Annotated in this window: 18 protein-coding genes and 1 pseudogene; 12 read left to right on the top strand and 7 right to left on the bottom strand. The window is 63.2% G+C overall.

Going from position 1 to position 22,451, the window contains the following annotated elements:
* Window positions 1-7: 7 nt before the first annotated feature.
* Together AC1DJW_RS21525 and AC1DJW_RS21520 are read right to left on the bottom strand one after the other, a co-directional pair.
* A complete protein-coding gene (locus tag AC1DJW_RS21525; RefSeq protein ID WP_284754999.1) occupies window positions 8-1,003 on the bottom strand; it encodes an aldo/keto reductase family protein in 996 nt (331 codons plus the stop codon).
* An 11-nt stretch (window positions 1,004-1,014) separates the two neighbouring features.
* Window positions 1,015-2,082, bottom strand: coding sequence for a LacI family DNA-binding transcriptional regulator (locus AC1DJW_RS21520; protein ID WP_390280578.1), 1,068 nt, complete (start codon window positions 2,080-2,082; stop codon window positions 1,015-1,017).
* A 72-nt stretch (window positions 2,083-2,154) separates the two neighbouring features.
* Here AC1DJW_RS21520 and AC1DJW_RS21515 point away from each other — a divergent pair, with 72 nt between their 5' ends.
* Both AC1DJW_RS21515 and AC1DJW_RS21510 read left to right on the top strand, forming a co-directional pair.
* Complete coding sequence (locus AC1DJW_RS21515) at window positions 2,155-2,307, top strand: hypothetical protein (RefSeq protein WP_390280822.1); 153 nt, start codon at window positions 2,155-2,157, stop codon at window positions 2,305-2,307.
* A gap of 223 nt (window positions 2,308-2,530) precedes the next feature.
* Window positions 2,531-2,800 (top strand): annotated as a pseudogene (locus AC1DJW_RS21510) (phenylacetaldoxime dehydratase family protein); the annotation flags it as partial.
* A gap of 527 nt (window positions 2,801-3,327) precedes the next feature.
* Here the strand turns inward: AC1DJW_RS21510 and AC1DJW_RS21505 are convergent.
* The 4 genes from AC1DJW_RS21505 to AC1DJW_RS21490 all read right to left on the bottom strand — a co-directional run bounded on the left by AC1DJW_RS21505 (window position 3,328) and on the right by AC1DJW_RS21490 (window position 7,456).
* A complete protein-coding gene (locus AC1DJW_RS21505; protein ID WP_476902475.1) occupies window positions 3,328-4,281 on the bottom strand; it encodes a carbohydrate kinase family protein in 954 nt (317 codons plus the stop codon).
* 123 nt (window positions 4,282-4,404) lie between these two features.
* On the bottom strand, window positions 4,405-5,199 hold the full coding sequence (locus AC1DJW_RS21500; RefSeq protein WP_284754994.1) for an ATP-binding cassette domain-containing protein: 795 nt from the start codon (window positions 5,197-5,199) through the stop codon (window positions 4,405-4,407).
* Window positions 5,196-6,242, bottom strand: coding sequence for an ABC transporter permease (locus tag AC1DJW_RS21495; RefSeq protein WP_234750546.1), 1,047 nt, complete (start codon window positions 6,240-6,242; stop codon window positions 5,196-5,198). Before AC1DJW_RS21495 ends, AC1DJW_RS21500 begins: the two co-directional genes overlap by 4 nt.
* A gap of 98 nt (window positions 6,243-6,340) precedes the next feature.
* The gene (locus tag AC1DJW_RS21490; protein ID WP_476902474.1) at window positions 6,341-7,456 is read right to left on the bottom strand and encodes a substrate-binding domain-containing protein; all 1,116 of its coding nucleotides are present in this window, start codon (window positions 7,454-7,456) and stop codon (window positions 6,341-6,343) included.
* Window positions 7,457-7,622: 166 nt separating this feature from the next.
* Between AC1DJW_RS21490 and AC1DJW_RS21485 the strand changes: the two genes are divergently transcribed.
* Complete coding sequence (locus AC1DJW_RS21485; protein WP_284754991.1) at window positions 7,623-8,621, top strand: LacI family DNA-binding transcriptional regulator; 999 nt, start codon at window positions 7,623-7,625, stop codon at window positions 8,619-8,621.
* A gap of 47 nt (window positions 8,622-8,668) precedes the next feature.
* Window positions 8,669-8,962: a putative quinol monooxygenase gene (locus AC1DJW_RS21480; protein WP_476902473.1), complete on the top strand. Its 294-nt coding sequence runs from the start codon at window positions 8,669-8,671 to the stop codon at window positions 8,960-8,962.
* 196 nt (window positions 8,963-9,158) lie between these two features.
* On the opposite strand, the gene AC1DJW_RS21475 is transcribed toward AC1DJW_RS21480, so the two are convergent.
* Window positions 9,159-11,681 (bottom strand): GH32 C-terminal domain-containing protein, encoded by a 2,523-nt coding sequence (locus tag AC1DJW_RS21475; RefSeq protein ID WP_459341356.1) that lies wholly within the window; start codon window positions 11,679-11,681, stop codon window positions 9,159-9,161.
* Window positions 11,682-12,141: 460 nt separating this feature from the next.
* On the opposite strand from AC1DJW_RS21475, the gene AC1DJW_RS21470 reads away from it, so the two are divergent.
* From AC1DJW_RS21470 to AC1DJW_RS21435, 8 genes are all read left to right on the top strand, one after another.
* Window positions 12,142-13,212 (top strand): LacI family DNA-binding transcriptional regulator, encoded by a 1,071-nt coding sequence (locus AC1DJW_RS21470; RefSeq protein ID WP_059389026.1) that lies wholly within the window; start codon window positions 12,142-12,144, stop codon window positions 13,210-13,212.
* A gap of 79 nt (window positions 13,213-13,291) precedes the next feature.
* Window positions 13,292-14,968 carry an ABC transporter substrate-binding protein gene (locus AC1DJW_RS21465; RefSeq protein WP_476902472.1) on the top strand — a complete coding sequence of 559 codons (1,677 nt, stop codon included), beginning with the start codon at window positions 13,292-13,294 and terminating at the stop codon, window positions 14,966-14,968.
* A 127-nt stretch (window positions 14,969-15,095) separates the two neighbouring features.
* Window positions 15,096-16,073 carry an ABC transporter permease gene (locus AC1DJW_RS21460; protein ID WP_476902471.1) on the top strand — a complete coding sequence of 326 codons (978 nt, stop codon included), beginning with the start codon at window positions 15,096-15,098 and terminating at the stop codon, window positions 16,071-16,073.
* Window positions 16,074-16,083: 10 nt separating this feature from the next.
* Complete coding sequence (locus tag AC1DJW_RS21455; RefSeq protein ID WP_459341359.1) at window positions 16,084-17,010, top strand: ABC transporter permease; 927 nt, start codon at window positions 16,084-16,086, stop codon at window positions 17,008-17,010.
* Window positions 17,007-17,972: an ABC transporter ATP-binding protein gene (locus tag AC1DJW_RS21450; RefSeq protein WP_476902470.1), complete on the top strand. Its 966-nt coding sequence runs from the start codon at window positions 17,007-17,009 to the stop codon at window positions 17,970-17,972. The genes AC1DJW_RS21455 and AC1DJW_RS21450 overlap by 4 nt, the downstream gene beginning before the upstream one ends.
* Window positions 17,969-19,039: an ATP-binding cassette domain-containing protein gene (locus AC1DJW_RS21445; RefSeq protein WP_476902469.1), complete on the top strand. Its 1,071-nt coding sequence runs from the start codon at window positions 17,969-17,971 to the stop codon at window positions 19,037-19,039. Before AC1DJW_RS21450 ends, AC1DJW_RS21445 begins: the two co-directional genes overlap by 4 nt.
* Window positions 19,036-20,595 (top strand): glycoside hydrolase family 32 protein, encoded by a 1,560-nt coding sequence (locus AC1DJW_RS21440; protein ID WP_476902468.1) that lies wholly within the window; start codon window positions 19,036-19,038, stop codon window positions 20,593-20,595. The genes AC1DJW_RS21445 and AC1DJW_RS21440 overlap by 4 nt, the downstream gene beginning before the upstream one ends.
* A 232-nt stretch (window positions 20,596-20,827) precedes the next feature.
* Complete coding sequence (locus tag AC1DJW_RS21435) at window positions 20,828-22,321, top strand: glycoside hydrolase family 32 protein (RefSeq protein ID WP_476902467.1); 1,494 nt, start codon at window positions 20,828-20,830, stop codon at window positions 22,319-22,321.
* Window positions 22,322-22,451 lie beyond the last annotated feature (130 nt).

Here is a 22,451-nt window from a genome sequence, read left to right as displayed (position 1 = left end):
TTCCGGCCTAAACCCGCTCCGGGAAAGACTCAACCTTCGCAGGGTCGCGCTCCACGACGTCGCCAAGAGTATCGTCGATCAGTTCAAGCGTTTCGCGCCCTAGAACCAGCTCGGCAGCTTTGACTGTGTCGTCGAGCTGTTCGGGGCGGCTGGCGCCGACAATCGCTGCGGAAACGTTCGGGTTGGCCAACACCCAGGCCACGGCCAGGGTGGCTAACGGCACGCCTAGATCTTGGGCTATCGGCTTGAGCTTCTCCACGCGTTCCAGCACCTCCGGCTGCATGAACTTGTGCTCGGTCTTCAGTCCGCCGTCATCGTCGCTGAAACGGCTGCCGGCTGGAACCGTGGAAGCGCCGTATTTGCCGCTCAACACCCCTTGGCCCAGCGGTGACCAGCACACCTGGGTGATCCCGAGCTCTTCGCAGACCGGCACTACCTCAGGCTCGATCACGCGCCACAGCATGTTGTACTGCGGTTGGTTCGACACGAGCCCGATGCCCAGTTGGGCCGCCAGCGCTGCGCCGGCCCGGATCTCTTCAACGGTCCATTCGGACACGCCGATGTAGTGGGCTTTACCGGCGCGGACGATGTCCGCGAAGGCCCCCATGGTTTCTTCCAGCGGGGTTTCGTAGTCATAGCGGTGAGCCTGGTAAACGTCCACGTAGTCCGTCTGCAGACGCCTCAGCGAACCGTTGATGGATTCCATTACGTGCTTGCGGGACAGGCCGCGGTCGTTCTTGCCCGGTCCCGTGGGGAAGAACGCCTTGGTCATGAGCTCCACGCCTTCGCGCCGGACTCCCTTCAGGGCTTCGCCGAGCATGGATTCGGCCTTGGTGCCTGCATAGGCGTCCGCGGTGTCGAAAGTGGTGATGCCCAGATCCAGCGCCTTGCGGACGCATTCGGTGGCGAGGTCCTGGTCCACGGTTTCGCCATGCGTAGCCCAGTTGCCCAGTGCTATGGCGCTGACGTACATGCCGCTTGTGCCGAGTTTGCGGTATTGCATGAAGTTTCCTTTCAGGGGGTGCCGGAGCGTCCGGCGGAATGAGGAGAATCCGGGATCCTGGCAGTTGAGCGCAGGGCACGGGGAGGTGCGGTGGTCTCCCGCACAACCAGGCGTGCCGGAAACACGAGGGTGGCAGGGGGCCGTCCATTCAGGATGTCCAGGAGGATCCGGGCGGCGTCCTGTCCTTGTTCGGCTACTTCGTGGTCCATGGTTGTCAGGTCCACGACGTCACAGAGCTCATGATTGTCGAACCCCAGCACGGAGAAATCCCGTGGAACGTCCAAGCCGGCCTTGCGGAGGACCTTGAGAACACCGAAGGCCATCTCATCGGAGGCGACAAAAGCCGCTGTCGGGACCTGTTCCGCGACAAGCAGCCGCGACATGGCAGCGGCACCCCCCGCGACGCTGTTCTCATCCAACTGTTCAAGCTTGCTGTCCCGGGGCAGTCCGACTTCGGAGAGGGCCTCCCGATAGCCCATCAGCCGTTGCAAGGGAGGTACACCGCCGAGGTTGCTGCCTTCCTCATCACGGATGCCGATGAACGCGATCCGTTCGTGGCCGAGATTGAGCAGATGCCTCACGGCAGCCCGCCCGGCGCCGACGTTGTCCACGGATACCGAACCGATGCCCTGCGCTTCCGCACCCAGCAGCGCCACTGCCTGACCCTGCGAAGTGAGCGATTCCAACTCGTCCTTCGTGGGCTGCAGCGCCATGATGATGACACCGTCAGTCCGACCATGCAGATGCGCGCCACCAAAGAACCGCTCCCGCTGCCCAGGTGTGGCCAGTTCGAAAAGGAGCACATCGAATCCGCCTTCCCTGAGCGTATGTGTGGCTTCACCGATGACCTTTCCGAAGAACCACTTCGCCAGGATGGGTACCACGATGCCTACTGTCATGGTCCGGCCCGTCGCCAGCCGCGAAGCAGCCGGAGACGCCGAATAGCCTAGTTCGTCGGCAGCCTCTTGCACGCGCTTGCGAGTCGCGGCGGACACGCCAGGGACGGAGCGCAGGGCACGAGAGACCGTCGATACAGAAACTCCAGCCATTTCCGCGACCGATTCCACGCTTACTGTCATGCGTCCATACTAGGGCGATTTCAACAATTAACGCAAGCGCTTGCAAAGCGCGTCATATCCATCGAGTCCTGCTTGCCTGACGACGAGGGCCGGTCCGCGATGCCCGGTTCAGCTGCCGTTCTGGTGGTTCAGGATGTGGACGGGCGGACTTTCAACGTCACCATTATCGAAACCGGCACCGACTCCTACCGCCTCGCCCACACCATGGCTAAACAACCGTCTTAACGCTACTGACTCAACGCTGCTGAGATTTGGTACCAAGCAAGGTTCACTCCGGCCGGGCGGCGGTGAAAGGCCGACTTCCCTTATCTCCAAGGCATCTCTATACGGGTGGTACGCGGGAGGTTCCTTTCGACCTATGCGACATTAGCGGACAGCCCAGCCCCGTGTTATAAAACGACCGTCTTCTTTAGTCCTCCTCAGTGAGGCGAAAGTAGCTTCCGCTGGAATGTGGGAGCTATGTGCACAAGAAGACGGACCGATATCCCGTGAGCACTCCGTCCACACGGACAAACAGGGCTTCGATAACCAGGTCATCATTGCCAATTGGGACGACGCCGAGGCCTATGGGCGCTGGTTCAAGAAGCACCGCGACGCACTGATCGGGGCTGGTTTGGAGGCCGCGGAGCACGGCCGCTGGATCGAAGCAGTCAACCCGGAAGCACGCGGGTTTGAGGCGCTGTACTCCTCCAACACCTTCCCAGAGGGGGCCGCGTGGGTGGCCACCGGAGGATACAGCGGTGAAATCCAGGAACGCGGGTACTGGGGTTGGTCCAGAGGATCCCCAAGACGGATCTGGTTTACCTTGTCGGCCAACTTCTGTACGACCTCGTCGTAGATCGTTTCCTGCACAAGGACACGTGAGTCCGGTGTCTCCGGAGCCCCGTGACCGTGCAGCGGGGCCCGTCTTCTGGACCGGGCCGCTGCTTAGTAGCGGAACCGATGATTTTCGCCGTCCGATTGGCCGTTCCTGTTGGCCATGCCGCGGGTCGCTTAAAACTGGCACGGCCAAAGCCCGTTCGGAATCGGCAGCCACAAGCGCTCCCTGCGGCTACTGACCACCATCCGAACCAGCGTCCCCGGCCGCCTCAATATTGGACATCGAGCCGGTGGACTGCGTATGCCTCGTCGTCCCGTGGAGCGGCCTCAGATCGGGGTCTTGGAGCCTTCCAGCAGGAAGAGGATCCTTTCCACTCTTCCTAAGTTCGCGGGGCGGGCGTGGTTTGGCGGGGACGGTTACCCGGACTAGATGGTGGCATAGGGTCGTAGAGGCTCGGCCAGCCTTGTAAGAAGCTCTTTGGAGGTCGGCGGGTTGGCGCCCGGGCGGCTGACTGTGATTGCTGCGGCCATTGACGCTGTTTGTCCGACGTTTTGGAGTGCGGCCGGCCCGAATGCTTCGTCGCCCCGGGTCAGTAGTCCGAAGATGAGTGCGGCCATGTAGGCGTCGCCTGCCCCGATGGTGTCGGCGACCTCGGTTTTCACGGATGGGATGCTGAACCGGGCGCCGGGTGTGGCGAGCAGGGCACCGTCGGCGCCCTTGGTGATGACGGCCAGGCGCGCGCCATGTTGCAGCAGATGGGAGAGGACGTCGTCCGGGGAGGATGCGGGGTACAGCCAGTGTGCATCTTCGTCGCTGAGTTTGACGACGTCCGTGAGCGGGAGCAGGTCCTCGAAGACTGATTGTGCCTCGGAGTGGCTGCCGAGGAGAGCCGGGCGGATGTTGGGGTCGTAGGTGACCAGGCATGAGTGGTGGCATTGCTCGAGGAGGGTGCGGACGGTGCCGGCTCCCGGTGCCAGGAACGTGGCGATGGAGCCCGTGTGGAGAACTTTCGGGATCATGGCCGGTGCCGCACCCGCCAGCTGCCATGCGATGTCGAACTCGTAGCTGGCGGAGCCATCTGCGGCCAAGGTGGCAGTGGCGGTTGCTGTCCGGTCAAGGGAGGTGGATCCGGGAAGAAGCCGGACGCCTGCGCTGTGGAGGTGGTTGGTGATGGCGGTGCCGTGTTCGTCGTCGCCGATCGCCGTGAGCAGCCCGGTCGGGATGCCGAGCCGGCCAAGGCCGTAGGCGACATTTGCCGGGGACCCGCCTGGATAGCTGATGGATCCTTCGGGGCCGTTGACGATGTCGATCAGGGCTTCGCCGATGACGATGACGTCCATCTGGTCGTGGGCGGGGGCGGCCGGTTGGAGCTTGTGCATCGTGGTTCTTTCTTCGGATTGCCGTTGGTGGGGAGCCCCGGGATGGATCCGTCCGCGGACCTGTTGGCAGGTCCGCGGACGGAGAAGGGGCTCCGAGGGAGCGGGAAGCGCCGATCGGCCCTGTCAGGCCTTGGCGGCGCCTGTCATGATCGCGACGGCGTCGGTCATGCTGTGGGACTGCGGGGTGATGGTGGCCGCGCACTTGCCCAGGCGCTGGATGTGGATCCGGTCTGCCACATCGAACACGTGTGGCATGTTGTGGCTGATCAGGATGACCGGCAGGCCGCGGTCGCGCAGGTCGCGGACGAGCTGGAGGACTTGGTTCGATTCGCGGACGCCCAGGGCCGCGGTGGGCTCGTCAAGAACCACCACCTTTGACCCAAAGGCCGCTGCGCGGGCAACGGCGACGGCCTGGCGCTGGCCACCGGAAAGGTTCTCGACCGGCACTGTGACGTCTTGCAGGGTGGAGATGCCCAGGCGGGTCAGTTCTTCCTTGGCCTTCCTGCGCATGCCTTTGGTGTCGAGCATCCGGAACACGCTTCCCAGTAGGCCGGGGAGGCGCTCTTCACGGCCGAGGAACAGGTTCGAGGCGACATCGAGGGCCGGTGAAACAGCGAGGTTCTGGTACACGGTTTCGATGCCGTGGACCCGAGCGTCCTGCGGCCGTTTGAAGTGCACCTGCTGTCCCGAGACGTAGAGTTCCCCGGTGTCGGGGATTTCGGCGCCCGTCAGGCATTTGATGAGCGTGGACTTGCCGGCGCCGTTGTCGCCGATGACGGCCAGCACTTCGCCCGGGTACAGGTCCAGGCTGACACCGTCCAGGCCGACGACGCGGCCGAAGGTCTTGACGAGGTTCCTGGCTTTGAGGATGGGTTCGCGGGTGTTGGTGTGCGGGGCTGCAAATTCTGTCATGGTCATGACTTGACCTTTCGGATCCACTGGTCGATAGACACGGCAACGATGATCAGGATGCCTACGGCGAGGGTCTGGTAGAGGACGTCCAAGCCTGCGAGTGAGAGGCCGTTGCGGAAGATGCCGACGATCAATGCGCCAAGCAGTGAACCCCAGATGGAGCCGCGTCCGCCGAAGAGGCTGGTTCCGCCGATCACGACGGCGGTGATGGAGTCAAGGTTCAGATCGACCCCGGCGTTCGGGCTGGCGGCGTTGGTGCGGCCGATCTGGATCCAGGCGCCCACGGCGAGAACTGCGCCCGCGGCAAGGTAGACGCTCATGAGGACGCGGCTGACAGGGATGCCGGCAAGGCGTGCCGCTTCCTTGTCATCGCCGACGGCGTAGACGTGCCGTCCCCAGGCTGTCTTGCCCAGGATGAAGGCGACGACGACGTAGAGCAGGATCATCATCACGACTCCGGTGGAGATGCGGACGGGTCCGATCGGGAAGGTGCTTCCCAGCCAGGTGAGCACCGGCGGCATTGCGGATCCGCGCACCGTGCTGCCGCCGGAGTAAAGGAGCGTCAGGGCGACGAAAATGTTCAGCGTTCCGAGGGTGACGATGAACGGCGGGAGCCGGAACCTGGTCACCAGGAAGCCGTTGAGAGCCCCGGCAGCCAGACCGACGGCGAGACCTGCAATGAGGGCGAGCGGCCCGGGGATGCCGTTGCTGACTGCAAGCTGGGCGATCACCATCGAGGACAGGATCATGACCGCCCCGACCGAGAGGTCAATGCCGGCGGTCAGGATGATCAGGGTCTGGGCGATCGCGAGGGTGCCCACCACTGCGACCTGCTGCGTGATGAGAGACAGGTTCTCCACCCGCAGGAAGCGCTCATTGAGGATCCCGAAGACTACCACCGCGATCAGCAGGACAATGGCGGGGCTGAGGGCCGGGTAGCGGTGGAGAATGTTGCGGATTCTGCTGAGAGGGGTCTGGCGGTCGAGGAATTCCTCGGCCAGGTCAGCATGCCCTGCGCTCGGCGGGCCGGCGGTCTGTTGCTGGGTCACTTGAATAGCTCCTGAACTTCAATGTTCTATAACTGTTGTCGTGCTGGGTATTCTGCGGGGAGACGCCTTTGCCACGGCTCCCCGCAGAGGGGAGGGCTTTACTTGCCCCAGCAGATCTGGGAAGCAGCCGTGGTATCGATGCTCTGCAGTCCCGAAACTGCCTTGTCCGTGACGAGTGCGGAACCGGTGTTGAAGAAGTCCAGGCCAGCTGAGACCGTGGGCTTCTTGCCTGAGGCGGCCAGGTCCTGGATGGCCTGAACGCCCAGCTGGGCCATCTTCACCGGGTACTGCTGCGCGGTGGCACCGATGATGCCGGCCTTGACGTTGTTCACGCCGGTGCAGCCGCCGTCGATGGAGACCACCAGCACGCCCTTGTCCTTGCCCGCGGCCTTCAACGCCTCATAGGCGCCTGCCGCGGCCGGCTCATTGATCGTGTAGACGACGTTGACGTTCGGGTTCTTCGACAGCAGGGTTTCCATCGCCGTGCGGCCGCCGTCCTCGGCGCCCTGGGATGCCTGGTTGCCGACGATCTCGTAGTCCCCGCCCTTGCCGCCGGTGTACTTGCCAGTCTTGGCCTCGTCGCCGTTCTTGGTCTTGTCCGCGGTGTCGATGCCCAGGCCGGTCAGGAACCCCTGGTCGCGGTTGTAGTCGACCGAGACGACCTTGTCGCTGAACAGGTCGACCAGGGCGATGGTGGCCTTCTTGCCATCGAGCTGCGCCGCGGTCCACTGACCGATCTGCTTGCCGGCGGCGAAGTTGTCGGTCGCGAAGGTGATGTCCACGGCACTGGCCGGGTCCGGCGGAGTGTCCAGGGCGATAACATAGAGCCCCGCGTCACGGGCCTTCTTGATCGCATCGACGACGGCGGGACCGTTCGGAGTGATCAGGATGCCCTTGTCGCCCTTGGAGATGGCGTTTTCGATGGCCTGGATCTGGGTGTCCTCGTCGCCGTCGGACTTGCCGGCCGCGAGCTTCAGGTCAATGTTTCCGCCCTCCGCTGCCTTCTTTGCACCGTCCTCCATCGCCACGAAGTACGGGTTGGAGGTGGTCTTCACGATCAGCGAGACGCCGAGCTTTCCTGCGGCGCCTCCGCTGGACGACGAGCTGGAGGAACTGCCTCCGCAGGCGGTCAAGCTAAGTGCGCCGAGGGTCAGGACTGCGCCGGCGGCAAGAAGGCGGGTCGCGGCCGACCTCGGGGCTTTGGAACTCAACATTGAAACTCCTGTGTTTGTGGCGCCCTTCCGGCGCTAGACAACGATGTCATGTATCATGTAACCAAGCTCACACTGTGGAGTCAAGTGTTAATCGATGATGAGGAGCAGTTCGTTGACAACGGTGTCTAATCGTTACCAATCCGATTCCGGTCGGAGGCCTCCGACGATGAAAAACGTCGCGGATCTCGCAGGAGTGGGGATCAAGACGGTCTCGAGAGTCGTGAACAACGAGCCCGGGGTTTCGGAGGAGACCCGTCAGCGGGTGCTCAGGGCCACGGAACAGCTGCAGTATCACCTCGATATGACCGCGGGCAGCCTGAAACGGTCCGGTCGCAAGACCCAGTCCATCGGGTTGTTGCTGCCCAGTGTGTCCAACCCCTTCAGCGGAGAGATCCACCGGGCGCTGGAAGACGCACTGGCTGAACGGGGAATCGCCGTTTTCGCCTCAAGCCTGGATGACGATCCGGAGCGGGAGAAAAAGCTGATTTCCGCTTTCCTGGGCCGCCGGGTGGACGGACTTGTCCTGACCCCGATCGCCAGAAGCCAGGCCTACGTCATCCCGGAACACTCACGGTCCCTGCCCATGGTGTTCATCGACCGCGAGCCGGTGGGCATCGATGCTGACGCGGTAGTCACGGACAACGAGGTGGGCGCCGCGAAGGCGGCCGCGCACCTCATCCGGCACGGCCACACCAGACTGGCCTACCTCGGCGACCGGACGGACATCCAGACGGCAACGAGACGCCGCACGGGGTTCCTGGAGGAAATCGGCAGGTCCGGGATTGCGACCTCGACCATCCCGGTGCGCAACGGACTTCACGACGAGGAGACCGCCCTTCGGGCGGCGATCGAGTTGCTCACCTCGGAGAACCCTCCCACGGCGATCTTCTCCAGCCAGAACCTGGTCACCTTCGGTGCCATGCGCGCGCTGAAGTCCCTCGGGTTGCACCACAGCGTTGCACTGATCGGATTTGACGACTTCACCCTGGCCGACATGATGGAGCCCGGGATCACCGTCATTGCCCAGCACCCCGAGCGCATCGGCAAGACCGCGGCGGAGCGGATCCTTGCCAGAATCGATGGTTACGACGGCGCCCCGAAAACCTACATCGTCCCGTCGGAACTGATCCCCAGAGGCTCCGGTGAGATCCGGCCGCTGAACTAACAACCAACTCTGCAAGACAGCCGAACCCACCAAGCAAAGGACCGGACATGACCAAAACACTGTACGCGGAATTCACCGTCAGGGAAGGCAGCGAAGCCAGGGTGGCCAAAATGATGGCAGAGCTCACCGGCCACGTCCGCCGGGAACCAGGGAACGTCATGTTCCTGCCCTACACCCGCGAAACCAACCCGCGGGAATACTTCGTGTTCGAGGTCTACCGCGACGAAGCGGCATTCGAGGAACACATCGGGGCGGAATACGGCCGGAAATTCAACGCTGAACTTGCCGGGCACATCGAAGGCGACGGCTCGGTCCTGACCTGGCTCCATCCAATGGCTTAGGGCCTGGCCAAGGCCGAAAAGCGCGCACAGGCCGGAACGAACAGAGCCTGGCTCCTCAGGATGACGGTCAGCTGGCTGCTCTCCTGGCCCAGCATGATTGCCCCGGTACGTGCATGATTCAGGGTCGGACAGGTACGGCGCCCGCAACGGTGAAGTTGCGGGCGCCGCGGTCTGATCAATGCGATGGGGCGTCCGGTTATTGCCAGGCCGACTTCATCTGCTTGACGTCCAGAGAAGTGAGAACAGCATTTCCTCCGTTGGCGAAAGCTTCGATGCCTTGGCTGGACGGGTCCGGGAAGATCTGGTCTGTCAGGACGATTTTCCCGTCGTCCGCGAAGACTTCGACCGAGGACCAGTCAACCAGGATCCGGAGTTTGACCGTTCCTCCGCTTGTCGTCAGCGGCGCGGTCTGGACTCCGGGGAAGCTGGGGTTGAATCCCACGGCGCCGGACTTGGTCCGGTCGATGTAGACCTGTCCGGACTTGTTGTCATAGCCGATGAGTGTTTCCTGGCCGGACCCGGTGCGGACTTTCAGTCCGTAGGAGCTTGCAGTGCCTGCAGTGAAGGACGCCGAGATGTCGAGCGCCTTCCCTGTGGCCGGCAGGACGGTGCTTCCGGCAGGGACGGACATGTTCTCCTTGTGGACTGACGGCCCCGTAGTGAGCTGGTTGAGCTGATTAACCGGTGTCTGCACCAGGCGGGGTGCGCCGTCGACGGTTTGGAGGGACAGCTCCCGCGGGACGGTCATGGCGCTGCGCCACGATGAGGTGGGAATGGATTGGCCGTAGTCCCAGTTGTTCATCCAGCCGATCATGATCCGCTTGCCGCCAGGGGCGTCATTGAAGGTGACACCCGCGTAGTTGTCCTTGCCGTAGTCGACCCAGTGAGCGCGTTGGACTGCGGATTGTGCCGCCGTGTCTGAGAGGGTGAAGTCGTCGGCCAGGATGTGTCCCCAGCCGCCGGTGTTGTGGTCGACGACCTGGATCTGCGCCTGCTTGCCGATCAGGTCGCTCAGGTCCCACGACGTCCAGTCCAGGTTCTCGCTGTTTGCGCCCGTGGCGGAGCGCACCACCTTGCCGTCGACGACGAGATTGACGGAGGTCTGCGTGTCCCAGGGCTTGGCCGGGGCGTTGGCGAAGACTATGTCGCCCACCATGAGATGGCCCCAGCCGGTGGATCCGTCGTTCTGGTCCACGACCTGGATCTGGGCCTGCTGGCCCTGGTACTTGCTCATGTCCCAATTCGTCCACGTCAGGTCGGCGCTGTTGGGGCCCGTGGTGGTGGCGACGACCTTGCCGCCGACGATCAGGTTGACCGCGGTCGGGTTCGACTGGCCCCAGGGGTGGTTGCCGCCAGCGACCTGCAGGTCGATATACGGGCTGTTGACCGTGAACGTCGGGGAGGTGATGGTGCCGGTGCCGATCTCGCCTTGGGGCGCGTAGGTGTCCAGCACCTTCGGGCCGAGCTGGTTGGGCAGGCTCTCGGTCGAGGGCCCGGAGCTGGCGAAGGAACCGGTGGCGGTCCAGCCGGCCCCGTAGGTGGCCCCGGAGAAGTCGTTGAACACGGTCCCGGCCGGCAGGGTGCCGAACGGGACGGTGTCGGCGGCGTAAGGGTGGTTGCCGCCGCCGACGAGGAAGTTCAGGTGGGATTTGTTGACGGTGAAGGTCTGGGAACTGAGTGTTCCGGTGGGGCCGTCACCGCCGTTGAAGCTGTTGACGAAGCCGGTTCCTTCAAAGCCTGTAACGCTGGACTGGCCCGGCAGGCTTCCTGTGGCCGGGACAGTGCCGAAGGCTGTCCCGGTGGTTTGCCAGCCATCGTAAGTACCGTTATCGAAGTTTCCCAAAGATGTCCCGGCCGGGGGGACATAGGGTTTGTCATCCGAGGTGAACTTGGTGCCGTCGAAACTTCCCGTGAAATATTGGACGCCCGAACCTCCGGCGATCCCGCCCGGGTTGAGGTTGACCGTCAATACCCACTTCTGTTTGCCGGGGTTGGCGGGATCCGGCAGGGGGAACAGGTCAGGACATTCCCAGGCGCCGCCTGTGGCGCCTGCAGGCCCGAAATCGCTCAGATGCTTCCAGGTTTTCAGGTCTGGAGAACTGTAAAAAGTCACCTTGTGCTGGTCGGACAACGCGGCTGACATCAGCCACTCGTGTCCGGCCTCGTACCAGAAAACTTTCGGGTCCCTGAAATTGTTTGACCCGATGTCCAGCACCGGGTTCCCGGAATTGTATTTGGTGAACGTCCGGCCTTTGTCCGTGCTGTAGGCGAGTGCTTGGGACTGCTTCCCGGTAGCCTTGTCGGCGGCAGTATAGATTGCCACCATGGCGGGGTTGCCCGGCTGGCCAAAGCCCGTCGTGTTGTCTTTATCGATGACAGCACTGCCCGAGAAGATCATGTTTTTGTCGTCCTGCGGAATGGCGAGCGGGAGCTGCGTCCAGTGCACCAAGTCCGTGCTGACGGCGTGGCCCCAGGACATGTTGCCCCAGGTGTCCCCCGAGGGGTTGTACTGGAAGAACATGTGGTATTCGCCTTGGTAGTAGACCAGGCCGTTCGGGTCGTTCATCCAGTTCGTCGCCGGGCTGAAGTGGAACTGGGGTCGGTATGTCTCGGAGTAGGGCGCGGAAGTTCCGACCGCGCCGGAAGCCGTAGCGGCCGCCCCGGAGGTGTCCGCGGCCAGGGCCGGGGCGGACAGCGGAAGGGCGCTGCCAGCGGTCATAGCGGCGGCGAGGATCAGGGCGTTGAGACGTTTTTTTGATTTTGGTCCGGGTGTCAGACCGGGACCGGAATGTGTGCGGCGCACGTATTCACCTTTCGTGTCGACAGTGACAGGCAGGTAATGCCGGTTGTCGCTCGGCTAGTTGTGTGGGGGCATTGATCGACTCAAATGCTGCACTTGCGTCAGATCCACCGAACGAAGACAACGTTGTCAAAAAGGGAACCTACGGCTTGTCCATCGGACAAGTCAACAGTCAAATCCTCCGACGCCCGGCCTGGCTCAAGTGATCGTGAACCAACTGCCCGCATGCCGGTGGAAGCCGTTGACAGCTACGAGGTAACGCGTGTAACCTCAATCACACCGCTGAAGGTAACTCGCGTTACTTGCCAACGATTGCGATACGACCTCAGACCGAACCCTTGGTACTGCGCGCAGGATCAACGAAGACACGGAGCATTCAATGGCGAAAACCACCACCCCCCAGAAAGCCGCGGCTGTGCGGCAGCGGGGTGTCACCATGAGTGATGTCGCCCAGCACGCCGGTGTCTCCCGGACGGCGGTCTCGTTCGTGCTGAACAACCGCGAAAACGCCAGCATTTCTGAGGAAACGCGCATCCGCATCAACGACGCCGTCCAGGCATTGGGTTACCGCCCGAATGCCGGAGCGCGCGCACTGGCTTCCCAACGCAGTGATTGGTACGGACTCGTCACCGAGATCGTGACGGCCCCGTTTGCGGTGGACATCATCAAGGGCGCCCAGGATCAAGCCTGGCTTGACCACCGGTTCCTGCTCATCGCGCCTTCCGACCAGGCCGATGCCGTAGGACCCAACCAAGGCCTGGAAGATGCAGCAACGGAAAAGCTGCTGGAACAACGAGTGGAAGGACTTTTGTACGCGGCAACATACCACCGCGGGGTACATGTTCCGGAAAGCGCCCACGAGGTTCCCACTGTCCTGATCAATTGTTTCGACGCGGACGGGAAGCTGCCCTCGATCGTCCCGGACGAGCGCGGGGGCGGCAGGGTTGCCGTCGATCGTTTGCTCCGGGCCGGCCACAGCAGGATCGGAGTCATCAACCTGGACCCGCACATTCCCGCGGCCGTCGGGCGTTTGGAAGGTGCCCGCGAAGCACTCGCCGGCGCCGGGCTCGAACTGGATCCGGAGCTGGTGGTGTCCGGGCATGCGACGGCGGATGGAGGCTACGAGGCGGCGTGCCAAATCCTGGATCGTTACCCCCAGCAGGACAGGCCGACCGCACTGTTCTGCCTCAATGACCGCATGGCGATGGGCGCTTATGACGCCATCAAGGAACGGGGACTGACCATCCCCGGGGACATCGCCGTGATCGGCTTCGACAACCAGGAACTGATTGCGGCCTACCTCAGGCCAAAACTGACCACGGTTGCGTTGCCCTTCGAAAAAATGGGCGCACTGGGAGTCCAGACGCTCGCAGCTCTCACAGCAGGACAGCCGATCACTGCCGACCAGCAATTGGTCGACTGTCCGCTGCTAGAACGCTCTTCGGTCTGACCGCGAAATCAAGTTTCGAAGAGCAAACCCTTACCCACCCCTTCACCTTGCTGATGAAGATAGGAAAGAGATACCCATCATGACACAACCCCGACTCTTGAGGTCTGCCCGCATTGCAGCGGCCGGACTGGCTGTGGGTGCAATGCTGCTGACCGGCTGCGCTGCCACCGTCAACAAGTCCGCCGGCACCGACGCCGGAGCCAACGCGAGCGCCTTCCTGACCATCCCGCGTGAGGACATGAGCACCTTCGACCGTAACTTCAACCCCTTCGCCCCCACTGTGAACCCCATGGTCCAGCAGGCCATCTACGAACCCCTACTGGTCTTCAACCCGGCCAAAGGCAACACCGTCCCCTGGCTGGGCGCCTCCTGGGACGCTGCCAAGGACGGCAAGTCCGTCACCTTCACCCTGCGTGACGGCGTGAAGTGGTCCGACGGGCAGCCTTTCGTCGCCGATGACGTGGCCTACACCTTCCAGCTGCAGAAGAAGCTCAAGGGCGGCTTCGAGTACCTGGATTCCGTCACTCCGGCGGGCACCGACAAGGTGACATTCACCTTCAACAAGCCCTGGTCCCCCGCGCTCTATGAGATCGGGCAGCTCCCCATCCTCCCCAAGCACATCTGGTCATCCATCGCCGATCCGGCGAAGGACACCAACGCCAACCCCGTGGGAACCGGCCCTTACACCCAGGTGGACAGCTTCCAGTCCCAGTCCTTCGTGCTGAAGAAGAACCCGAACTACTGGCAGCCTGACAAGCAGAAGATCGCCGGCATCAAGATGCTGGCGATGTCCGGAAACGATGCCGCCAACCTGGCCAGCGTCAACGGCGATGTGGACTGGTCCACCCAGTTCATCCCGAACATCGAGAAGACCTTCATCGCCAAGGACAAGGACCACCGCCACTTCTGGTTCCCGCCGACCGGCGCCATGATCAACTGGCAGTTGAACACCAGCAAGGCGCCGTTCAATGACGCGACGGTGCGCAAGGCCCTGAGCATGGCGGTTGACCGTGACCAGGTCACCAAGATCGGCATGAGCGGGTACGCCACTCCGGCCGACTGCACAGGCCTCTCCGGCAACTACGCGAGCTGGAAGAACGCCGATGTGGCGAACAACTGCACTTGGACCAAGCTGAATGTCGACGAAGCGAACAAGATGCTCGACGGCGCCGGTTACGCCAAGGGCGCGGACGGCAAGCGCACCCTCAAGGACGGCAAGCCTTTCGAGTTCAAGATCTCCGTGGGCGCCAGCTCCTCCGACTGGCTCTCCGTGGCCAACGTGATCTCCCAGAACCTCCAGGCCATCGGCGTGACCGCCAAGGTGGACTCCCCTGACTGGGCCTCCGTCGTCTCCGGCTACGAGCAGGGAACGTTCGACACCGGCATCGTCTGGAGCGCGAACGACCCCAGCCCGTTCAAGTACTTCAGCTCCACCATGGGCACATCCACCGTCAAGCCGGTGGGCGCCAAGGCCACCGAGAACTACCACCGTTTCGGCGATCCAAAGGCCGATGATCTCCTGCAGCAGTTCGCTGCTGCTGGCGACGAAGCCGCACAGAAGCAGATCGCGAACCAGCTTCAGGCGGAATACAACGCGGTGGCCCCGACGGTTCCGCTGTTCTCCGGCCCCGAATGGGGCGACTACACGGACGTTCACTTCACGGGATGGCCCACTCAGGACAACCCCTACGCAACGCTCTCTGACCGCTCCCCCACCACGGTCCTTGTCCTGACCACTCTGGAACCGCGCAAGTAGCCGGCGCCACTTCTCGGCCGGTGGCTGCAGTTGCCATATTCCGGTTCCCACCGGCCGAGAACCTTTTCATCTTTCCCGCCCGGGACCACTGTCGTCCCGGACCCCGCCTTTCCCGAACGGAGCAACCGTGCGCTTCATCCTGCGCCGCCTGGGTTTTTACCTGATCGCCTTCTGGGCCTCCATCACCCTGAACTTCCTGCTCCCGCGTTTCATGCCGGGAGACCCCGTCTCACGCATGTTCGCCCGTACCCAGGGCAAGATGCAGCCCGAACAGATCGAAGCCCTGCGCAAGATGCTCGGCGTGGATACGCGGCCGCTCTGGGAACAGTACGTCGACTACATGCACAGCATCCTGACCGGCCAGATGGGTGTCTCCATCTCGCGTTTCCCCACCCCGGTCACCGAAGTCATCGCCAGCCAGATCGGCTGGACCCTTTTGCTGGGCGGAACCGCCCTGGTGTTCGCCGCCATCATCGGCAATCTACTCGGCATCCTGGCCGCCTGGCGACGCGGCGGCGCGATCGACTCCGCCCTGCCGCCGCTCCTGATCTTCATTGGATCCTTCCCGTACTTCTGGCTGGCCATGGGAGCCCTGTACCTGTTCGGCGTGGTGTTGGGCTGGTTCCCGATCCGCCACGCTTTCACGGATGGACTGGAGCCCGCGTTCACCTGGGAGTTCATCGGCGACGTCGGTGCTCACCTTTTGCTCCCGGCGTTGACGATCGTCCTGGTGTCCATCGGTGGCTGGATGCTGGGCATGCGGAACACCATGATCGCCACGAACTCGGAGGACTACATCACCATGGCCCAGGCCAAGGGTCTCCGTCCGGGCCGCATCATGCTCCGCTACGCGGCAAGGAACGCCATGCTCCCTTCGGTCACGAGCTTCGGCATGAGCCTGGGCTTCGTGGTGGGTGGTGCAATGCTCACCGAGGTGGTGTTCGCGTATCCCGGCGTCGGCTACCAACTCCTCAACGCCGTCCAAGGCCTCGACTACCCGCTGATGCAGGGCCTGTTCCTGACCATCACCGCCGCCGTGCTGCTGGCGAACTTCCTAGTGGACATCCTCTACGTCCGCCTCGACCCGCGTGTGCGCAGCATCTGAGGGACCCATCATGACAACCGCAATTCTCAAACAGCCCACTGAGCCCACAGCTGCCCGCAAGCCCAACCGCAGTTTCGTCCACGGACTTATCACCAACAAGAAGGCCCTGGTGGGCATGATCGTGATGCTCGTGTTCATCGCGCTTGCGTTACTGGCCCCCGTTCTGTTCCCCGGAGAGCCGTCGCGGATCACCGCGATGGCCTCGCTGGAACCGTCTCCCGAGCACTGGCTCGGCACCACAGCCAAAGGTCAGGACGTGCTTGCCCTGACTGTCCATGGCTCCCGCAGTTCCCTGTTCGTCGGGTTGACTGTGGGCTTCGCATCCACCTTCATCGGCATTTTGGTGGGCCTGGCATCGGCGTACTTTGGCAAGTTCATTGACGAAGCACTGTCCCTGGTGACCAACGTCTTCCTGCTCCTGCCCGGACTCCCGCTCCTTGTCATCCTGGCAGCTTTCCTGCCGCCGGGTTTGGGAACCGTGATCCTGGTGCTCGTGGTCACCGGCTGGGCTGGGTCGGCACGTGTATTGCGATCCCAGGCGTTGTCCATCCGTTCAAAAGATTTTGTGGCCGCGGCCGTGGTGTCCGGCGAACGGGCCGGCCGGATCATGTTCCGCGAAATCCTGCCCAACATGGCATCGAACGTGATGAGCACGCTACTTGCCTGCGTGATTTACGGCATCGGCGCCCAGGCAGGCCTGGAGTTCCTTGGCCTGGGTGACGTGAGCACCGTTTCCTGGGGCAACAACCTCTTCTGGGCCGGCAACGAGGGCGCCCTACTGACCGGCAGCTGGTGGGTCTTTGTTCCCTCGGGTGTCTGCATCGCGCTGGTCGCGTTCGCACTGGCGCTCATCAACTACGCCGTGGACGAGGTCACTAATCCGCGGCTGCGGAAGATCAAAACCCCAAAAAATACCGAAAGGAGCGCCGCCAAGTGACAGTCTCCCAAGTTTCCTTCGGCTCCCACGAGCCCGTTCTCGACGTCAAGAACCTCAGCGTCAAGTACATCGGCGACACTCGCTCCACCACCGCCGTCGACCGTGTTTCCTTCAGCATCGGCACCGGTGAGGTCTTCGGGCTGGCGGGCGAGTCCGGCTGCGGCAAGTCGACCATCGCCAACTCGATCATGCGGCTGCTCAAGGACCCCGCAAAAATCGCCGCCGGCAGCATCTCCTTCGGCGGCAAGGACGTCCTGGCCATGAGCCCTGAGGAACTGCGGCGTTTCCGCTGGCAGGATGTGGCTATGGTCTTCCAATCGGCCATGAACTCGCTGAATCCGGTGCTCACCATCGGCGAGCAGATCGTGGACATCTTCACCACACACGCCGGCTACTCCCGCAAGGAATCCCTCCGACGCGCGGGCCAGCTGCTGGAACTTGTCAGGATCGACCCCGCTCGCCTCAAGTCCTACCCGCACCAGCTTTCGGGCGGCATGCGCCAGCGTGCGGTGATCGCGATGGCCGTGGCGCTCAAGCCGTCCCTCTTGATCCTCGACGAACCCACCACCGCCCTGGACGTGGTGGTGCAGCAGGAAATCATGGCCCAAATCAAGGAACTCCAACGCGAACTGGGATTCTCCGTCCTCTTCATCACCCACGACATGTCCCTCATGGTGGAGCTGTCGCACCGAATGGCCGTGATGTACGGAGGCCGGATCGTGGAGACCGCGAAAGCCCAGGACGTCTACGCCAACCCTCGCCACCCCTACACGCAGGCGCTGATGGGTGCGTTCCCGCCGCTGACCGGTCCGCGGGTTCCGCTGACCGGACTGCCCGACGGCGTGAGGTTCCGGAACATCCCCGACCTCACCGAAGCAGCACCCGGCCATTTCGTGGCTCCGTTTGGTGCCGACGCTGAAGCAGCTGATGACACCGCCATCATGGAAGGAGCCGCACGATGAGCCACGCTGTGCTGTCATCCCAGCGCCCCTCCGCCGACACAGAAGCTACGGCCCTCGAGGTCCGCGGACTAGGAAAGTCTTTCGCTATAGGTGGCTTGTTCTCCCGGGAGTCCGTCCGGGCCCTGCACGGCGTAGACCTGACCATTGGCCGCGGAGAAATCGTGGCCCTCGTGGGAGAGTCTGGGTCGGGTAAGAGCACCCTGGCCCGCTGCGTTGCCCGGCTGGAACGTCCGAGCTCCGGCGAGATCCTGCTTGACGGCGTCGACGTCCTCAAGCGTGACCGCTTCCAGGCATCGAGAGTGTTCCGCTCCCAACTTCAGATGGTCTTCCAGGATCCGTTCGGCTCGCTGAATCCTGCCCACAGAGTGGAGCACTTCTTGCGGAGGTCGCTAGCGATCCACCGGAAGGGCGGCAGCTCCGAGACAGAGACACAGCAGCGACTCGAGGAGCTTATGACCACCGTGGGCCTGCAGGCCGACATGTTGAACTCCTACCCGCACGAGCTCTCCGGCGGGCAGCGCCAGCGAGTCGCGATCGCCCGGGCCCTTGCCGTGGAACCACGGGTCATCCTCGCCGACGAACCCACCTCCATGCTGGATGTTTCGGTCCGGATCGGCGTGCTGAACCTGATGCGCAAACTCCGCGATGAGCAGGGAATCTCCATGCTCTACATCACACACGACCTCGCTTCGGCCCGATACCTCGCGGACCGGACGGCGGTCATGTTCGCCGGTGAGCTCGTTGAAGAGGGCGAGTCCTTGGACCTCCTGGCCAGCCCGGCCCACCCGTATACGCAACTGCTGGTCTCAGCCGTCCCGGATCCGGCCAGGGCGGGCTCCTACGATCCCGTCCGCCGGGCCGAGCTGCGGCAGGCTGTGATGGCTTCGACCAGCTGCGCTTTCGACGGCGACCCAAACCAGGCCTGCTCGGCCGAGGAACCCGTTCGCCACGGTGTGGGCGACCCCGAAAACCGCCACTGGGTGCGCTGCCACCTCTACCGCCCGCAGGCTGGAGCCGGCGGCCACGCGCTGGCAACTGAACCTACCGACAACAAGGCTTCCGCATGACAGAATCGACGCACCCGCTCGGCACCGTCCCCCAGGACGAACTGATTGCCCGCGCCGATGCGGACCCCCTTCGGCCGCGCTTCCATTTCGTGTCCCCGGCCGGTTGGCTGAACGACCCCAACGGCGTGAGCCAATGGAACGGCACCTATCACCTCTTCTACCAGTACAACCCCGAAGGCGCCTTCCACCACCGCATCCAGTGGGGCCATGCGACCAGCACCGACCTCGTCCACTGGACGGACCAGCCGGTGGCGCTGGAACCTTCGGCAGGTCCGGACGCCGACGGCTGCTGGTCGGGGGTGTTGGTGAACGACGGCGGAACACCCACCTTGGTGTACTCGGGACGGCTGGGCGAGCACGAGTTGCCCTGCGTTGCCGTCGGATCCGCAGACCTCCTGAGCTGGAGCAAAATTCCTCAGAACCCGGTGATCGCAGCCCCGCCGGCCGGGGTGGAGATCACGGCGTATCGCGATCACTGCGTCTGGCGCGAGGGCAAAAAGTGGCGGCAACTGGTAGGTTCGGGCATTCGTGGGCGCGGCGGCACGGCGTTCCTGTACGAGTCGGAGGATCTGCGCTCCTGGGAATACGTGGGGCCGCTGTTCATCGGTGACGCCTCCCAGGGCGATCCTGCCGATACCGACTGGACCGGGACCATGTGGGAATGCGTGGACCTGTTCCGGGCAAGCGGGGCCTCGTTGGGTACGGTTCCTACTTCTGGCGACGCGCCCGACGTGCTGGTCTTTTCCGCATGGGACAACGGCGACACCCGCCACCCGCTGTACTGGACCGGCCGCTATTCGGAAAACTCCTTCGAGCCCACCGGGCTGCATCGGCTCGACTACGGTGGACGGTTCTTCTATGCGCCGCAGTCATTCCAGGATGAGTCCGGCCAACGCATCATGTTTGGTTGGCTTCAGGAGGGCCGCAGCGACGCCGCGATGATCGAGGCCGGGTGGTCGGGCGTCATGAGTTTGCCGCGCGTCACAACCGTGGCCGACGACGGAACCCTGGTGTTCGCGCCCGTGCCTGAAATCGAGAAGCTGCGCCGGGACCATGTGGGCCTGCCCGGACAGGAGCTGGTGGGTACCGGGGCACCTGTGGCTACCGGCGTGTCCGGCAACCAACTGGACCTCGAACTGGATGTGCAGCTCGAGCCTGGTGCTGTGCTGCGACTGGGCTTGCTGGGATCGGCTGACGGTGGCGTCTCCGGAAAATCCAAGGAGGAAACAGTGATCGAGCTGTGCCGGACCACTGAAGGCGACGGCCAAGGCACACTCCGCCTCGACCGGACTCAGAGCAGCCTCGATCCAACCGTTGATGTCGACGACAAGTCCGGACCGCTCCCGATGCCCGACGGCCGGGTGCACCTGCGCGTCCTGGTGGACCGATCCGCCGTCGAAATTTTCGCCAACGGTAAGCCGCTCACCGCCCGCGTTTACCCGACCCTGGCCGGCGAGCACGTGAGCCTGGCCGCCGAGGGTACCGTGAGTCTGCTCTCCTTCGATGCCTGGACCATGGCTGAGATCTTTGGAGGAGCTCGGAACCTCTTCCCCTAACTCAGGATCCGAGCTCTCCCGCCTTTGGAGTCATTTCCCCATCGCTCTACCACCTAAGACATCCAGCTCATGGCCGGTGCATCCCGCCGCGAAGCGGACGTACGACCTATACAAGAGCAACTGCTAGCACCAGCATCCGTCCAGCCGCCGAACAGCGCCCCGCGCCGTTCGCCGGCTGGATGGCCGCACCCAGCCTTCCTCAGGAAGACGAAATGAAATGAGACTTTGATTCATGACCGCGGTAACCGCGCCCACACGTGAGGCTTTCCGGCCGGCGATGCATTACGCCAGCAAGGACACCTGGCTCAATGACCCCAACGGCCTCATCTACTACGAGGGTAATTACCACCTCTACTACCAGAACAACCCCTTTGGGAATGTCTGGGGAAACATGTCGTGGGGGCACGCCACCTCCACGAACCTCATCACGTGGACAGAGCAACCCGTCGCTATTGCCTGCGACGAATACGAGGACATCTTCTCCGGCAGCGTCGTTTACGACCAGCACAACACCAGCGGACTCGGCGACGGAACTGCTGCACCCCTGGTCGCCATCTACACAAGTGCCTACAAGGAGAACTCACAGCACGCCGGGATCCAGGCCCAGTCACTCGCATGGAGCACGGACGGCGGCTACACCTGGTCCAAGTACCACGGAAACCCGGTCATGAACCGCAATTCCGCGAACTTCCGCGACCCGAAGGTGTTCCGCTACAACGGCCCGGCCGGCGCCTATTGGGTAATGGTCGCTGTCGAGGCACTGCATTTCACGGTCGTGATGTACCGTTCCGATGACCTGAAGAGCTGGGACTACCTCAGCAGTTTCGGGCCGGCCAACGCTACTGGCGGAGTCTGGGAATGTCCTGACCTGTTTCCTCTGCCACTTGACGGGAACGAGGACCTGATCAGATGGGTGCTGACCGTTAACCTCAATCCCGGCGGGCCGAACGGAGGATCTGCGGGACAATACTTCGTGGGAGACTTCGACGGCGTGACGTTCAGGTCCGAAACCACGGTCACTGAAGGCGACCAGGATCCGGCGCACATGGCCGAGTATCTTTGGCTCGACTGGGGCCGGGACTACTACGCGGCTGTGTCCTTCAGCAACGTTCCGGACGGCCGCCGGCTCATGATGGCCTGGATGAACAACTGGCAGTACGGCAACGACATTCCAACCTCCCCGTGGCGAAGCCCCATGTCGCTTGTACGCGAGGTCTCGCTGGTCACTTCTGAAGGGGCACCGCACCTCACCCAGCAGGCACTGATTGACCCCGCAGCGCTTACCCGCACAGTTGCCTACACAGAGCTCGACGTCGATGGCATCCGTTCCGTGGCAGGCGGGGGCGCCGTGCAACTCATCGAGGTAACGTTTGTGCCCGGTTCCGCAGATGAATTTGGCCTCGTGATCCGCGGCAACGGCAACGAAGGTATAAGGATCGGCATCTGTCCGGGTGACGGCAGACTGCTCGTGGATCGAACGGTCTCGGGCAACACGGCGTTCCACAGCGCCTTTGCATCGATCGACACCGCGCCCCTGCGTGCCGTGGATGGAGCGTATAACCTGCGCATTTTCGTTGATCACTGTTCTGTGGAGATCTTCGCCCAAGACGGAGAAGTCACCCTCACCGAACTGGTCTTCCCAGACCCCTCCGGCACCGGCGTGTCGCTGTACACCACCGGCGGAACCGCAAAGGTCGCTTCGCTCAGGCTCACCACCCTCGCCTGACCATGGCTACCCAACCGCCGGATGGTTTCAAACCCACCCAATCAACGCAACGGGTGGACGACTGCGACCCAGCTTGCCTGCCAGGGGACGCGCCTGAAATAGAGAGTCCCCTGGCGCGCCTGGGTTCGGC

The organism is Arthrobacter sp. 05L417, assembly GCF_056397865.1.
This window is presented reverse-complemented; position numbering and strand designations above follow the sequence as displayed.

Bases quoted from the DNA above. Each gene is read 5' to 3' on its own strand.
- AC1DJW_RS21455 (WP_459341359.1), top strand. From the start codon at position 16,084: ATGACAACCGCAATTCTCAAACAGCCCACTGAGCCCACAGCTGCCCGC.
- AC1DJW_RS21520 (WP_390280578.1), bottom strand. From the start codon at position 2,082: ATGACAGTAAGCGTGGAATCGGTCGCGGAAATGGCTGGAGTTTCTGTA.
- AC1DJW_RS21465 (WP_476902472.1), top strand. From the start codon at position 13,292: ATGACACAACCCCGACTCTTGAGGTCTGCCCGCATTGCAGCGGCCGGA.
- AC1DJW_RS21480 (WP_476902473.1), top strand. From the start codon at position 8,669: ATGACCAAAACACTGTACGCGGAATTCACCGTCAGGGAAGGCAGCGAA.
- AC1DJW_RS21505 (WP_476902475.1), bottom strand. From the start codon at position 4,281: ATGCACAAGCTCCAACCGGCCGCCCCCGCCCACGACCAGATGGACGTC.
- AC1DJW_RS21475 (WP_459341356.1), bottom strand. From the start codon at position 11,681: ATGACCGCTGGCAGCGCCCTTCCGCTGTCCGCCCCGGCCCTGGCCGCG.
- AC1DJW_RS21445 (WP_476902469.1), top strand. From the start codon at position 17,969: ATGAGCCACGCTGTGCTGTCATCCCAGCGCCCCTCCGCCGACACAGAA.
- AC1DJW_RS21525 (WP_284754999.1), bottom strand. From the start codon at position 1,003: ATGCAATACCGCAAACTCGGCACAAGCGGCATGTACGTCAGCGCCATA.
- AC1DJW_RS21500 (WP_284754994.1), bottom strand. From the start codon at position 5,199: ATGACCATGACAGAATTTGCAGCCCCGCACACCAACACCCGCGAACCC.
- AC1DJW_RS21435 (WP_476902467.1), top strand. From the start codon at position 20,828: ATGACCGCGGTAACCGCGCCCACACGTGAGGCTTTCCGGCCGGCGATG.
- AC1DJW_RS21485 (WP_284754991.1), top strand. From the start codon at position 7,623: ATGAAAAACGTCGCGGATCTCGCAGGAGTGGGGATCAAGACGGTCTCG.
- AC1DJW_RS21440 (WP_476902468.1), top strand. From the start codon at position 19,036: ATGACAGAATCGACGCACCCGCTCGGCACCGTCCCCCAGGACGAACTG.
- AC1DJW_RS21490 (WP_476902474.1), bottom strand. From the start codon at position 7,456: ATGTTGAGTTCCAAAGCCCCGAGGTCGGCCGCGACCCGCCTTCTTGCC.
- AC1DJW_RS21470 (WP_059389026.1), top strand. From the start codon at position 12,142: ATGGCGAAAACCACCACCCCCCAGAAAGCCGCGGCTGTGCGGCAGCGG.